Here is a 13489-nt window from a genome sequence, read left to right on the forward strand (position 1 = left end):
CAGCGGGCGTCGTGTGTCCCTGGAGCGGAGGACTTCAGTTCACCTTGACCTGGAGCTCCTTGAGGACCTGGTCGCCGCGCATCACCGTGACGGTCCAGTTGCCCGGCTTGTTCAGCCGCACGCCGGTCCACTGCCGCGCGCGCCAGCCGTCGCCCTTGAGCTTCACGTCCTTCGTCTCACGCACCACGTTGCCCTGCTTGGTCTGCACCATGATGTCCTCGTAGGAGTCACCCTGGGGCACCAGGTACGCCTGCCACAGCATCACCTGGGTGTTGGCCTTCACGCCCTCGGCGCCGACCTCGACGGTGCACTCGTACTTGTTGGCGCCTTCCTTGGCGACCTCGGTACAGAGCTTCGCTTCCACCAGCACGGGACCCTGGGTCTGACCCTTGTAGAAGTAGTTCCAGGTCTCCCGCACGGCGTCAGCGGTGGGTGCCTTCACGGGCTCCTTGGCCGGAGCCTCCGCGGCGGCGTCCTGCGCCAAGGCCAGCGACGACATCCCCAACACCGCGCACACCATGCTCCGCGTGAGAAGCTTCTTCATGTTTCGGGGTCCCCTCGTTTGGTGAGTACAGCGGGTGTTGATGTAGCACGAAACGCGTGAGGCTCGCCCAGCGTCAGCCGAGCAGGAAGAACGCCAGGGTCACCAGCGGCAGGTACACGAGGAAGGCCACCAGGAGGAAGCCGAGGATGTCCTTGAACTCGAGCCGCGCCACGGCCAGCAGCGGCAGGGCCCAGAAGGGCTGGATGAGGTCGGTGGCCATGTCGCCCCACGCATACGCGAGCACCACCTTCTCGGGCGCGACGCCCAGGCGGCTGGCGGCGTCGAGGAGGTAGGGCGCCTCGATGGCCCACTTGGAGCCTCCGGAGGGGACGAAGTAGTTCACCACGCCGCTGTACAGATAGACGATGGCGGGGAACGTGCTCGGGGTGGACAGCGACACGAACAGGTGGCCGATGCGGTCCGTCAGGCCCGTGGCCTTGAAGATGCCGTAGATGCCCGCATAGAGGGGGAACTGGAGGACGATGCCGTGCAGCACGGTGCCGGCCTCCTCCGCCGCCTTGATGAGCCGCGCGGGCGTGCCGTGCAGCAGCACCGCGAGCACCAGGAACGTGAAGTTCACCACGTTGAGGTTGAGCGCGCGCCAGCCGCCGTTCAGCCACAGGTAGCGGCCCAGCCACAAGAGGCCCAGCACGCCGAAGAGGACGTTGAGCAGCCGCGCGTGGTCCAGCCACGTCGCGATGCTCTTCTCCGCCGGCCGCTCCGGCGGGACGAAGTCCCCCAGCTTCCGCAGCACCGCCGGGTCCACGCGCACCACGTTCTCCGGCTTGGGGTGCAGCGCCCACGCGAGCAGCGTGAGGCCCGCGACGACGGACACGGTGAGCAGCACGTTGAAGGGCGAGAAGAGCGTCCGGTCGATGGGGATGAGGCCCATGCTCTTCTCGAGGAAGTGGCCGGGCGTGGCGACGAGCAGCGGCGCGGACGCGGAGAGCCCCGCGTGCCACGTGGCGCCCAGGCCGAAGTACGCGCAGGCGACGAGCAGGCGGTAGTCCACGTCGGGGCGGCGCCGCGCGACGAAGCGCACCAGCATGGCGCTGGCGACCAGGGACAGGCCCCAGTTGACGTAGGCCAGGGCCATGGAGACGAAGGCCATCAGCGCGACGGCGCCTCGGGGCGTGCGCGCCAGTCCGGCGGTCTTCTCCAGGAGCGCGCGCATGGGCGCGGTGAGGGCCAGCAGGTAGCCGGTGAACATCACCAGCGCCATCTGCATGGAGAAGGTGAGCAGCTCCCAGAAGCCGCCGCCCCAGGAGTCCAGCACCTTCGTGGCGGGTGCGTCCGCCCAGCCCATGGCGAGCCCCATGGTGAGCAGGCTCAGCAGCACGGCGATGGAGAACGCGCTGGGGACGAAGCGCGCGGAGAAGCGGCCTAGGGCTTCAGCGATGCGGACGAGGGTCTCCACGCGGCGGCGGCTCCCGGTGCTGTGCCCGCATCCGGAAGGGAGCGGGGCTGCCGCGTTCTACGGCATCCCCATGCGTGGTGCCCACTCCTGTCGCGCGCGGGAGGGCTACCGGCCGCTGCCGCCGTAGGAGCGGGCCTTGGAGCTGGCCTCCTTCCACCGGGCCTCCGCCTGGCGCTCCAGCTTGACGTTCATGTTCACCCGGTCCTGCTCCTTGGCCGCCTCCGCGCGCGCCTTCGCCACCTGGTCGTTGACCTTGCCGCTGTCGAGCTTCTCCGCGCGCGCGTCGCCGTTGCGCTCGAGGGTGCGGTAGCGGGCCTGGTTGAGCTGGGCCTTCGCGACGTCGACCTCGCGCTCGCGCATCTTCACCGTGGACTCACAGGTGGTGACGGCCTTCTCCTTCCACTCCGTCTCCGCGCGGGCCGCGGTCATGTTCTCCTCGGCCTGCTGGAGCTCGTTCTGCGCCCGGGTGATGTCCTGGCTCCGGTCCGTCGTGTTGCCGAGCTCCAGCGCCTTCTGCGCGACCTTCTGCTGCTGGTTGGTGATCTTCTCGCGCTCCTTGGCGACCTTGAGGTCCTCCTTGCTGTCCTGGAGCGCCACCTTCGCGCGGGTGAGGTTCTCCTCCGCGGTGTTCACGACGAGCTGGGCCTGTCGCACGTCCTCCATGTCGCTGGGGGGGACGCGGGCCATCCATGATTCGTCGATCTTCGTGCTGGAGCGGCTCGAGCTACAGCCGCCCAGCCCGAGCAGCAACGTCGCCGTGAGCACACCGCCCAACACCTTCCGTCCGCGCGCCTGGAACATGTCGTTTCCTCCGAATTCGTGTGGATTCGGGTTCACGGTAGGCACGCCGGGGCGGAATGCCAGACGGGCCCTCCCTCGCGTACGAGACGGGCGTGAGGTCGAGCGCTCTCGAGTGTGATGTGCTCGGCAGGTCGGTCTCGGGCGGCGCGAGGGAGCGGTGGAGTGCCGGTGGCGCCAGCCCGCCCGCGATGACCGTCAGCACCCACGCGGTCGTCACCCAGCGTTCGCGGGGCAACAGGTCTTGGAGTGGCGTGAGGCGCGCGGGGCCGAGGAAGGCGCGGTGACAGGCGCGCAGCAGCGTGAAGGCATTGAGCGCGAGGGCGGGTGGGAGCAGCAGGAGGTGCCAGGGGTGGGCGCCCAGCGTGGCGCGCAGCAGCAGGTCCTCGCTGACGAAGCCCAGCGTGCCTGGGAGTCCCATGGCCGCGAGGCAGAGCAGCAGGAAGAGCGTGGCCATTCGGGGTGCGCGCTCCGCGAGTCCGCCGAGCTGCTCCAGGTCCGTGGTGCCGGTGCGTGCCTCGACGGCGCGCACCAGGAGGTCCAGGCCCGTGAAGGCGAGGCCCGCGGCGAGACAGTGGAGCCAGGCGCCGTGGGGGCCCTCCGGGTTCGTCGAGGCCGCGCCGGTGAGCATCAGCCCGGTCTGGCTCAGCACCGCGAAGGCCAGCATGCGCCGCAGGTCCTTCTGGATGAAGGCGAGGAGTGCGCCGTAGAGCGCGGTGACCGCGCCCAGGGTCGCGAGCACGGGGACGACGGTGTCCGTGGTCCACTCGGGAGGCAGGCGTGGCAGGAGCCAGTGATTCAGGAGGTGGAGGCTCGCGGCCAGGCTCATCCAGAGCGGACCCGCGCCCCAGGGGCTTCGAGTCATCCATGAGGGAAGCCAGCCGTGGAGGGGGACGGCTGCCAGTCGAGTGCAGAGCCCCACGAGCAGCAGGGCACCGAGTGCGGGGCTCCAGCCGAGCCATCCCAAGAGGAGCGTCGCGACGCACAGGGGCGCGGTGCCGATGAGCAGGTACACGCGTACGACGTCTCGGGGCCGCGAGCCACCGGACTCGTGCGAGAGATGGAGGTCCGGGAGCGCCGTCATGGCGATGAAGAGGAGCAGCGCCACGACGAAGGTGTTCGCTTGGAAGAAGCCCAGCGCCGCGCTCTGGGTGAGCAGCAGCGTGGCGAGCGCGCCTCGGCTCAGCGTTCGACGCGGTGCCGCCAGCACGGTGCCGAGCGCGAGGAGGGAGATGAAGGGCGACTCCAGCCGCGTGGACAGCGTGAGTGAGAGACAGAAGGTGAGGGCCGTGGTGAGGGCGGCGGTGTGCCTCGGCCAGGAGGGGCCGCGATGAGGCGCGAGGAGCAGCAGGGCTCCCAGCGCGGGGAGCAGGGGCGGCGCGAGCGCGGTGTTCATGCGGCACCCGTGGAGGGATTGCTGGGGGCGGGCTCGGCGGGATGTGGGAGTGTGGGGCTCGGCGTGACTCCCTCCACCGTGGTGGCCCACCGTCGCTCCAGCGCGTCGAGCCATCGGCCCAGTCGCGACAGCGGATGCGTGCCTCCGCGCTGGAGCAACACGTCCAGCGCGAAGCGCTCCAGCGCGAGACGATACAGACGCGAGGGAAGGTGCCCGTGCGCGCGGGCGATGGCGGGAGCGGGCGCACCGCGCAGGGCCGAGCGTCGGGCCTGGGCATCGCGCAGCGCGGAGGGGGCGCGCAGGAGCTGGAGGCTGCGCAGGCACACGTGGGCCACGAGGTGGACCAGCGCCAGCGTGTGGAGCCCCAGCCCCACCTCCGCGAACATCAAGCCCAGATGCGTCAGCACGCCGTAGGCCAGGGCCCCCTTCGCGTCGGTCTGGACGCGCCACACCAGCGTGGCATGGAGGGCTGTGAGCAGGCCCACCACCACCAGGGCACCTCGCGCGAGCGGAGCCTGCGCCAGGAGAGGCGCGGCGCGCAGCAGGAGGTAGGGGCCCGCGTGCACGGAGAGCGCTCCGTAGAACAGCGCGCTGGACGGTGTGGGGCCTTCCATGGCGCGCGGCAGCCACGGACTGAACGGGAGCTGCGCCGACTTGCCCATCGCCGCGAGCAGAAGACACAGGCTCAGCACGGTGGCGGGGCCCGGGCCCAGGAACAGCGCGGCGCGAGCTCCGAAGAGGCTGCTCCACTGGGTCGTGCCCAGGAGGTGGTGCAGCAGGGCCACGGCCACCACGAGCCCCAGGTCGCAGAAGCGATAGGTGCCCAGGGCCACGAGCCCCGCGTCGACGGGTGAGGCGCGCTCCTGGAAGAAGCCGATGAGCAGCACCGAAGCGAGGCCCACCCACTCCCAGCCCACGAAGAGGATGGCCAGGCTTCCACTCTCCACCACCCACGACATGCCCGACGCGAACAACGCGAGCAGCAGGAAGAAGCGCGCGAAGCCCGGCTCGCGATGCAGGTAGGTGACGGAGAACCGCCCCAGGAGCAGGGTGAGGGTGCTCGTCAGCAGCATCATCGTCACCGACAGCCCGTCGATGCGCAGCGAGGGCTCGAGGCTCGCGAGGCCGTGCGCGAGCAGCGGCCCTGGATTGACCTCCAGCACCGTCCAGGACCGCGACACGTAGCGCACCGCGGTCACCGCCGCGCAGCCGAGCGCGAGCCACAAGGAGCCGAGGACCCATCTCGCCACCCAGCGCTCGCTCGGAGTCCGGTGCAGGAGCATCACGGCGCCCAAGCCGGCGAACGCCACCAGGGGGCACAGGGGGACCGCCGCCGCGAACCAACCTTCGGGCAGCTCAGCAGGTGTCATGGCGTGCGCCTCCTGGAGGAACCTGCGTGAGGGGACGCGGCCAACCCGAAGGCGCCCGGATGAGGGCGGGCGGGAGGAAGTCGTGATGTCCTCGGCACCAATCGGGCGACGACGCGACGTGCGGCAGCGAGAGCATCGATGGCTCGAGCGGCTGGAACCCCTGGGCCGTGAAGAGCTGCTGCTCTCCTGTCACCGGGTCGATGCTGGCCAATCGCATCCACTCGTTGCCGATGAGGTCTCGAAGTGGAGGCTGTCGCTCCAGGATGGCCGAGAGCACCTGGGTGCTGGCCTCCACGTACAGGAGCAGCCGCATGGGCTCGTGAATCTCAATCATCTGCCGAGGCAACCCCGTGCGCAGGTCGCTCGAGGCGCCGTCCATGACCCCGAGCAACCCCGTCACGTTGTGAGGCAGCTTGGAGCCGCAGCCGTGGCGCGCGTTGTCGACGCAGGAGAAGTAGTACTCCAGGCTGATGCCCGCGCCGACGGGCCCGGCCGCCAGGAGGATGCGCTCGACGAGCACGCCGCTCGCGTCTTGCGAGGGGTCGTAGGAGATGAGGAACACCCTCCGGTCCATGAACAGCCCTCGCGTCAGCGCGCGGCGTCCGATGATGCAGGCCGCGTTGGTGACGTGGCCCAGCTCGGGGCGGGGCTGGCCCAGGTCCTCCGCGCGCTCCTCGACATGACGGAGCGCCATCGCGGGAGACAGTCCGGGTCGTGCGGACTCGAAGCGGCGGCAGCGCTCCTGTGCGGACAGGGCTCGCGCGCGGTCCAAGGCTTCGCGCAGGGCCGCCAGCTCTCCGTGGTGGGAGGGCGGGAGGCAGTCGGCGTCGTGGAGGGTCACCTCGTCCGTGGTGGTGTTGTGCAGTCCACCGATGAACCACGTGGAGGCGGGGATGAGGAGTCCTCGCTCTTGGAGCTTCGCGCGGACCTCGGGACGGTTCGCGAGCTCCGCGAAGAGGCGCGCGTTCGGTCCGCCGTGCCTCCCGCCGCAGGCGCCGCAGTCGTAGGCGGCCTGGTGGGGATTGTTGACGCTCACCGCTCCGTGGCCGAGCAACACGACGAGGGGGGCGAAGGACTTCGTCAGCCCCATGCTCTCCAGCGACGCCGCGACGCGGGCCGCTTGCTCATCGAGCGTGAAGCCGCGTGGCTTTCCCGCGCGGGGAAGGAGAGGCGTGTCCCGGTGGCTGGTGAGCCGGGTGCGCGGGCGGGGCAGGAGCTTCGTGGTGAGTCCTCTGCGCCACTGGCTCACCGCGCGGGGGAAGAGGAGTCGGAGGAGCAGCCACGGCGCGGAGAGGAGGCCGAGCAGTGGCGCGAGCAACCAGGACAGCTCCAGCGCGTGGGTGCCTTGGCGCAGCACGTGCTCCAGGCGAGCCCACCGCGTCCGACGGTGGGCACGCGTCTTCGCGAGGGGCTCGTGCTCCGGACAGGCCCGCTCCTCGACGGCGTGTGCGGGCGTGACGACCACCGGGCACAGCGCGACGGCGTTCGCGTCGTCGAGGCCTTGGTAGTCGAAGGCCACTCCGAAGAAGCCCGCGATGCCGAGTGTCTCGTGCTTCGCGTCCAGCTCCTCGAAGTGGCGGCGGAAGGACTCCTCGCGGTCGTCCATGCAGAACAGCACCTGGAAGCGTGGCTTCGTCACGGTGCGCTCGTGGCTCGGACGCAGCCGGTTGCACTCGAGGCCACGGGAGAGCTCCATCCGGTAGTGGTGCTCGTAGGCCTCCTGCCACACGCGCTGTCTCGCGCGGGTGTCGAAGTCCTCCAGCCAGGAGAGCAGCGCCTGGCGCTCTCTTGTTGGAATCGTCATCACGTCCATCGCGGAGAGACCCAGGAGTTGGGCCCACTGGAAGAAGCGCCAGCCCTCCCAGCCCCGGGGCCGCTCCGGGCGGGGTGCGGAGGCGAGGGCGCGTCTTGTCGCCTCGGACAGATGGGACAGTGTCCCGGAGTCGCCGAGCCTTCTTCTCGCCACGGCGAGGAGCGCGAATCGCTCCAGCGTGAGGCGAACGGCGACGAAGTCCATCAGTCGCGCGGGGGGCGCGTTGGAGGCGCGGTCCGCCGGATGTTGCTCCAGGCGATGCATCATCCCGGCCCAGCCCCGGAGCGCGAGCAACACACGCGCGAGATAGGGCTCCCACTCCGCTTCGGGGACCCCCAGCGCATCGAGTGTCTCCAGCACGGTGTCATCCGCCGAGCGGGAGGGTGAAAGCTCCGAGTCCAGGCCCTCCATCCAGTCCGGCCTGGCGCCGAGCCCCTCGCGCATGAGGGCGACCCAGGCCGCGTGGAAGCCTCGCTCGCGCTCGGGCATCGGCCAGTGGGCGTGGCCCTCGTCCAGGAAGGCCGCGCAGGCCCGGATGAGGTGCGGGTGGAGCAGGTCATTCACATCCTCCCCCGTGGCCCGGCACAGCAGTTCCCGGTGGCTGAGGACCTGAGTCACGGCGGCGCTCGGACGGGTCTCCGCCTTCAGCGGCGGAGTGCGGCACAGGGACCAGAGCGCGCTCACCGCGAAGGGCTCGGGTGCTCGCTCCAGTCGCTTCCGCAGCGAGTCCAGGCTCCCATTCCCTCCGAACGCGGCGGAGAGCGCCGCCCGGACACACGTCACCTCCGCGCTGAGCCACCCCTCCACGGTCGGCGAATCCACCCCTTCGAGCTGCGCGGCGACACGCGCCGCATACACCTCTGCTCGCGTGGCCGGGACTCCCAAGAGCCGCAGCGAGACATCTCGCGGCAGTGGCCTCGGGAGCCGCATCGCGACGTCACGGACCGTGGCCTCCAGGTCGGGCGTGAGCAGCGCGCACGCGAGCTCCGTCATCGTCCAGTCCCGGCCAACGCGGTCCATCCAGACGTGCAGCCCGCGCGCTGAGCGCTCCACCAGGCTCCAATGCAAGGCCGGAGCGAGGTCCGCGCGGAATCGTCGGGCCGCGGAGTGCTCCTCCCGCTTCCATCGCAACGACGCCTCGGTCTCCTCCTCGACAGGATGAAGCAACGCGAGGAGCGTCAGCGCCTCCGGACCCAGCGCCGCCCGGTCCACACCCGAAACCTCCTCGAACAGGAGCGCCGGAGGCGGAGGAGGACTCCACGCTCCCGGCTGCGCGAGCACCGCGCGCAGGTCCTCATCCGTGATGCGCCCCTGCCGATACAGCTCCAGGAACCGCGCCTCGGAGAGATAGCCCTCCGCGCCAAGCGTCTCGCTCGCGGTGGCCACCGCCTCGTGGAAGGGGAGGTGCTCGTAGGCATGCAGCGTGTTGTGATGAACGAACACGCCGATGGGCCCCTGCGCCGGAAGGACCCGGCTGGCCCGAGCCAGCGCCGCACGAAGGCGCGAGCTCCGGTCCTCCGGCGACGACACCAGACACGAGGCCTGTCTCATGGCGTGAGCCCCAGGTCTCCGCCTTGCACCTTCTTGCGCGCGGACAGCGGGTGGGCGGACAGCCCTCGGTGTTGCTCCAGCCCCAGCACCCGGAACCGGCGTCCCTGCCGCGAGTGCTCCTCCTCCAGCTCATGCAGCCGCTGCATCACCGTGTGGTCCACCAGCCGTGCTTCCGTCAGGTCGACCTCGATGCACGGCGCCTCCGCATGACGCGCGAGCTGCCGCTTGAGCGCCAGGAAGTTGGTGAACACCGCCGCGCCGCGCACATGCAGCACCACCGCGTCCGCACCCACCTGCTCCTGGATGTCGGGCCGGAACAGCTCCCGAGGCGAGGCCCCGTTGAGCAGGTGGATGCCTGTCTTCAAGACGATGCCCGACGCCACGCCCACCAGCAGGTCCGTCGCCAGCGTGACGAACATCGTGACGCAGAAGATGAGCACCTGCTCCACGCCCACGCGGTACGCCTTCACCAGCTCCCCGGGCGACGCCAGTCGGACGCCGGTGAAGATGAGCATGCCCGCGAGCGCGGCCAGTGGAATCCGATGGATGAGCCCCGGCGCGAAGGCCACGAACAGCAACAGGAACAGGCCATGGAAGAAGTTGGACCACCGGCTCCTGGCGCCGGAGCCCAGGTTGGCCGTGCTGCGGACCACCTCCGATATCATCGGCAGTCCTCCCAGCAGGCCCGCGACGAGGTTGCCCAGGCCCGTGGCGAGCAAATCCCGGTCCAGGTCCGAGCGCCGCTTCAGCGGGTCCATCAGGTCCACCGCCTTCACGGTGAGCAGCGACTCCACGCTCCCCACCAGTGCGAACATGGCGACGTACTTGAGCCCCGTGGGCGACAGCACCCGCGAGAAGTCCGGGAACGTGACGGCGGTGAGCAGGTTGTCCGGCAGGTTCACCAGGTGGCTGGGGCCCACCGTGAAGAGCGTGTGAGAGAAGGTGAAGGTGTGCGAGTGCTCCAGGTCGAACACCAGCCCCAGCGGCACCGCGACCGCCAGCACCAGCAGCGGCGCCGGCACGCGCCTCAGCCACGCCACGCGCTTCGCGAGCGACGCATGGCCGAACAGCAGCACGAGCCCCAGCGCCCCGATGAGCGCGATCTCTGGATTCAGCCGGCCCACGCTGGAGGGAATCTCCGCCAACAACCCCAGCGGCTCCCTCGCCACCGGTGACACGCCGAGCAGCACATGGGCCTGCTTGGCGCAGATGGTGACACCGATGGCCGCCAGCATCCCGTGCACCACCGCCGAGGGGAACAAGTCCCCCAGCCTCCCCGCGCGCAGCACCGCGAAGAGCACCTGGAAGCACGCGGCCACCACGATGGTCGCCAGCGCCCGCCGGTAGCCGAGCACCGCGTCTCCTCCGCCCAGCTCCGTCACCGCTCCCAGCGCGATGACGATGAGCCCCGCCGCGGGCCCCTTGATGGTCAGCGCGGCGCTCCCCAGCCAGGACGACAGCAGCCCCCCCACCACCGCCGTGAGGATGCCCGCGACGGGCGGAAAGCCGCTGGCCATCGCGATACCCAGACACAGCGGCAGCGCCAACAAGAAGACGAGGAAGCCCGAGACCAGGTCCTGTCTCCAGGGTGAGTGCCCCAGGGACTCAGGGGAATGACTGACATTGGACTGAATGCCTTGCATGGGGGCGCGCCCTCCCGTGTGCTCGGGTGGACATCGCAGCCAGATGCGAACCCCACCCGTCGACGGCCAGGGATGGAACGAAACGCGCGCGGGTTCCCGTGCTTGCTTTGTCTGGGATTTTTGCCGCTGATGCGGGACGTGTCTCGGTTGAGCTGGCCATTTCTCGCTGAGATGTCTTGGTTTCTCAGGGGATGGGGCCGCGGGTGGTGGTGTCGTGTCTGAAACGAAAATGGAACAAAGCGAGCAGGAGCGGTTCGAGGCCGCGATGGAGCCGCTGTTGCCCAGGCTGCATCGTTTCTGTCTCGCCCTGTGCCGCGGCCGTCAGGAAGCGGAGGACCTGTTCCAGGACTCGCTGGTGCGGGCCTATCTGAGCGGAGATGCCCGCGAGCCGGGCTCCAGGCTGGGCTGGCTGTGTGGCATCGCGCGCAACCAGTTCCTGGAGAACCGCCGCTCCCTGGCGCGGCGCCGCTCGCTGCTGGAGTCGGTGCTGGAGGGCGCGTCGTCCGTGCTGGGCTCGCTCTTCATGGGCGGCGTGGAGCAGCCAGACCCGGAGGCCCGGCTGTGTCGCTCCGAGGAGGCGGAGCTGTTGCTCGTGTGCCTGCACACGTTGCCGGAGAAGTTCCGGCTCGTGGTGCTGCTGTGTGACGTGGAGGACCTGCCCTATGAGGAGGTGGCTCGCGTGCTGGCGCTGCCCGTTGGCACGGTGAAGAGTCGACACTCCCGGGGCCGCGCGAGGCTGGGGGAGTTGTTCCTCTCCGCCGTGGACCGGCAGGCTCAAGCTCTTGGTGAGGGAGGTCGTCCATGAGCATGGGGGATGAGAAGTCACCAGCCCTCCCGGAGGAGCTCCGCGCCGCGATGCTGGCGCTGCGGGGTGAGAAGCCCTCTCCGCGGATGCGGGCCCGGCTCCAGGCCTCCCTCGCCCACGCCGAGCGGACCCGCGCCGCCCCGCCGCGCCGGGAGGAATCTTCCTCGTGGGTGCATCAGCCCGGCGCGCGGGCGCTCGCGGGCGCCGTGCTCACCGGCGCGCTGGCGCTGCTCTTCCTTCCTCGTGGAAATGACGGCTCGGGCCCGGAGCTGTTCCCGGCCCGCGAGGTCACCTTCCAGCTCCCAGGCAACGGCGCGGGCCTGCTGGAGCTGCCGTGGACGCATGACGTCCATTCTGGAGAGCCCGCCACGGTGTGGCTGGAGACGTCACCCCCCTTGGACTCGCATCCCCACCTGCGGGAGCTGCCGTCGCTGGAGCTGGTGGGCTGTGACGAAGCGCGTTGCGTCCACGAGTTCACCGCGCGCACAGGTGCTTCAGCCACTCCGTTGCGAGTGCTCATCGACAAACCAGGACGTTACGAGTTCCGGGTGTCTCATGCTTCAGACAACCGGCACATCCAGGAACACTTCGTCGTGGTGGCCCTGTAACCTCTCCAGGGGTGCGTCCGCTTTGTTTTGCGGTATGAGCGCTTCATGTCCCCCATCGAGCCATGTCCAGGGAGCGATGCTCACGCCTCGACGGGTGAGCGGGACCGCGAGGTCGTTGCGCGCGGGGTGTCCCACCGGGTCGGGGGTTTCCACGAGGACGGGCGGAACTGGATGGCTGGCCATCCCTGATTCACGAGGAGCAGAGCCTGCCCGTATGGAGACGGTCCTGGTGGTGGATGACGAGCTGGGCATCCTCGAGGCCCTCGCGGACCTCCTGCGGGAAGAGGGCTACCAGGTCCTGACGGCCACGCACGGAGCGGAGGCCCTGGCGCGGATGGGAGAGCTGCGTCCGGACCTGGTCCTCACGGATTGGATGATGCCGGTGTTGGATGGGCCCGCCCTCGTCGAGTGCATCCGCGCGGAGCCGGGCTGGAGCGGCGTGTCGCTCCTGGGGATGAGCGCGGTGGACGTGGGCGCCCTGCGGGCTCAGTATCCGAGCATCCCGTTTCTGCAGAAGCCCTTCGACATCCCCGCGTTGATGAAACAGATACGCAAGGCCCTGGACGGTCAGCGCGCGCTCTCGGGTTGAACCTCGGCCGTTCCTGGATGCTCCATGCTCTATCTGCTCAAGCTCGGCCCCGTGCCGCTCTCCCAGGGAAGCACGCAGGTGTACCTGCGGATCTCCGACCTGGGGGAACCCTCCCAGCCTGTCTTCGAGCATGACGACGCCTCCGGGCTGCGCGTGCTGCTTCGCGAGGTGGAGGACCTGGGGACGGTGCGGTGCGAGCCGAGGCTCGCGGAGGCGGGCGCGGCGCTGGGGCTGGAAGTGGGCGAGCCTCCGGCGGCGGCGCTCTCCTCGCGCGCGGCCATCGCGACGTTCCTCGCGTGGGGACAGCGAGGGCTGTCCGGACTGGGCTCCGACAAGGCGCTGTTGTTCGTCCAGGCGGCCACCGAGTACTGGGAGGCGCGGCCGTGGGCGCGGTGGGATGACAGCCAGCCCTTCGCGGTGACGGTCTCCGGCCCGCTGGCGCACACCTTCGAGGGCTGTGTCTTCCACGGCGAGGACGGCCGCGCGGGGCTGGCGCTGTACTTCCAGGCGGGTGCGCTCCAGCGGCTGATGGAGATGCAGGCGCGAGGCGAGCCGGAGGCCGCGCAGGAGTTGCCCGCCATCGCCGTCACGCTGGACACGTCGCCCGTGTACGCGGTGGAGGCGCTGGCCGCGGCCAGGCGGGTGCCTCGGCTGCCCATGCCGCTGAAGACGGGGAAGGAGGGCGTGGGCATCCCGTCCTCCGTGGAGTCGCTGGTGCTGGTGGCCGCGCTGCGCGCCGTGGCGCGGCTGACGCCGGACCAGCCGGAGGTCCTCAGCAGCGTGGTGGCGGGAGATGCGCGCATGGAGGTCCTGGTGCGAGCCCCCACGCCGCGTCTGCGGAACTGACGCCGCGGGTCGCCTGGGGTCTCACCCGGCGGGGGGATGCGGGCGCGCAAGTGTTGGCTGTCCGACGGGGGGGCGCCTGGGTGTTGGATGCTCACCATCGGCACCGGCC

General features: G+C 70.1%; 11 protein-coding genes. 4 read left to right on the plus strand and 7 right to left on the minus strand.

Annotated features, from left to right (window positions below):
- Positions 1–34: 34 nt before the first annotated feature.
- From MYSTI_RS03390 to MYSTI_RS03420, 7 genes are all read right to left on the minus strand, one after another.
- Positions 35–544 carry a hypothetical protein gene (locus MYSTI_RS03390; RefSeq protein WP_015346295.1) on the minus strand — a complete coding sequence of 170 codons (510 nt, stop codon included), beginning with the start codon at positions 542–544 and terminating at the stop codon, positions 35–37.
- A gap of 73 nt (positions 545–617) precedes the next feature.
- Positions 618–1961 (minus strand): short-chain fatty acid transporter, encoded by a 1344-nt coding sequence (locus tag MYSTI_RS03395; protein WP_015346296.1) that lies wholly within the window; start codon positions 1959–1961, stop codon positions 618–620.
- Positions 1962–2066: 105 nt separating this feature from the next.
- Complete coding sequence (locus tag MYSTI_RS03400; RefSeq protein WP_044278581.1) at positions 2067–2762, minus strand: HlyD family secretion protein; 696 nt, start codon at positions 2760–2762, stop codon at positions 2067–2069.
- A complete protein-coding gene (locus tag MYSTI_RS03405; protein WP_015346298.1) occupies positions 2686–4155 on the minus strand; it encodes a proton-conducting transporter transmembrane domain-containing protein in 1470 nt (489 codons plus the stop codon). The genes MYSTI_RS03400 and MYSTI_RS03405 overlap by 77 nt, the downstream gene beginning before the upstream one ends.
- Positions 4152–5525, minus strand: a complete 1374-nt coding sequence (locus MYSTI_RS03410; protein WP_015346299.1) for a proton-conducting transporter transmembrane domain-containing protein — start codon at positions 5523–5525, stop codon at positions 4152–4154. The genes MYSTI_RS03405 and MYSTI_RS03410 overlap by 4 nt, the downstream gene beginning before the upstream one ends.
- On the minus strand, positions 5512–8889 hold the full coding sequence (locus MYSTI_RS03415; protein WP_015346300.1) for a DUF2309 domain-containing protein: 3378 nt from the start codon (positions 8887–8889) through the stop codon (positions 5512–5514). The genes MYSTI_RS03410 and MYSTI_RS03415 overlap by 14 nt, the downstream gene beginning before the upstream one ends.
- Positions 8886–10532 (minus strand): SulP family inorganic anion transporter, encoded by a 1647-nt coding sequence (locus MYSTI_RS03420; RefSeq protein ID WP_015346301.1) that lies wholly within the window; start codon positions 10530–10532, stop codon positions 8886–8888. Before MYSTI_RS03420 ends, MYSTI_RS03415 begins: the two co-directional genes overlap by 4 nt.
- Before the next feature lie 229 nt (positions 10533–10761).
- On the opposite strand from MYSTI_RS03420, the gene MYSTI_RS03425 reads away from it, so the two are divergent.
- The 4 genes from MYSTI_RS03425 to MYSTI_RS03440 all read left to right on the plus strand — a co-directional run bounded on the left by MYSTI_RS03425 (position 10762) and on the right by MYSTI_RS03440 (position 13380).
- Positions 10762–11337 (plus strand): RNA polymerase sigma factor, encoded by a 576-nt coding sequence (locus tag MYSTI_RS03425; protein WP_015346302.1) that lies wholly within the window; start codon positions 10762–10764, stop codon positions 11335–11337.
- A complete protein-coding gene (locus MYSTI_RS03430; RefSeq protein ID WP_015346303.1) occupies positions 11334–11945 on the plus strand; it encodes a hypothetical protein in 612 nt (203 codons plus the stop codon). The genes MYSTI_RS03425 and MYSTI_RS03430 overlap by 4 nt, the downstream gene beginning before the upstream one ends.
- 214 nt (positions 11946–12159) lie before the next feature.
- Positions 12160–12534: a response regulator gene (locus MYSTI_RS03435; RefSeq protein WP_015346304.1), complete on the plus strand. Its 375-nt coding sequence runs from the start codon at positions 12160–12162 to the stop codon at positions 12532–12534.
- A 24-nt stretch (positions 12535–12558) separates the two neighbouring features.
- Positions 12559–13380 carry a hypothetical protein gene (locus tag MYSTI_RS03440; protein ID WP_015346305.1) on the plus strand — a complete coding sequence of 274 codons (822 nt, stop codon included), beginning with the start codon at positions 12559–12561 and terminating at the stop codon, positions 13378–13380.
- Positions 13381–13489 lie beyond the last annotated feature (109 nt).

It is taken from the genome of Myxococcus stipitatus DSM 14675, assembly GCF_000331735.1.
Classification (GTDB): domain Bacteria; phylum Myxococcota; class Myxococcia; order Myxococcales; family Myxococcaceae; genus Myxococcus; species Myxococcus stipitatus.

What these genes read in the sequence shown, in the direction of transcription:
- MYSTI_RS03390 (WP_015346295.1), bottom strand. Translation starts at nt 544, where the DNA reads ATGAAGAAGCTTCTCACGCGGAGCATGGTGTGCGCGGTGTTGGGGATG.
- MYSTI_RS03400 (WP_044278581.1), bottom strand. Translation starts at nt 2,762, where the DNA reads ATGTTCCAGGCGCGCGGACGGAAGGTGTTGGGCGGTGTGCTCACGGCG.
- MYSTI_RS03405 (WP_015346298.1), bottom strand. Translation starts at nt 4,155, where the DNA reads ATGAACACCGCGCTCGCGCCGCCCCTGCTCCCCGCGCTGGGAGCCCTG.
- MYSTI_RS03410 (WP_015346299.1), bottom strand. Translation starts at nt 5,525, where the DNA reads ATGACACCTGCTGAGCTGCCCGAAGGTTGGTTCGCGGCGGCGGTCCCC.
- MYSTI_RS03415 (WP_015346300.1), bottom strand. Translation starts at nt 8,889, where the DNA reads ATGAGACAGGCCTCGTGTCTGGTGTCGTCGCCGGAGGACCGGAGCTCG.
- MYSTI_RS03420 (WP_015346301.1), bottom strand. Translation starts at nt 10,532, where the DNA reads ATGCAAGGCATTCAGTCCAATGTCAGTCATTCCCCTGAGTCCCTGGGG.
- MYSTI_RS03425 (WP_015346302.1), top strand. Translation starts at nt 10,762, where the DNA reads ATGGAACAAAGCGAGCAGGAGCGGTTCGAGGCCGCGATGGAGCCGCTG.
- MYSTI_RS03430 (WP_015346303.1), top strand. Translation starts at nt 11,334, where the DNA reads ATGAGCATGGGGGATGAGAAGTCACCAGCCCTCCCGGAGGAGCTCCGC.
- MYSTI_RS03435 (WP_015346304.1), top strand. Translation starts at nt 12,160, where the DNA reads ATGGAGACGGTCCTGGTGGTGGATGACGAGCTGGGCATCCTCGAGGCC.
- MYSTI_RS03440 (WP_015346305.1), top strand. Translation starts at nt 12,559, where the DNA reads ATGCTCTATCTGCTCAAGCTCGGCCCCGTGCCGCTCTCCCAGGGAAGC.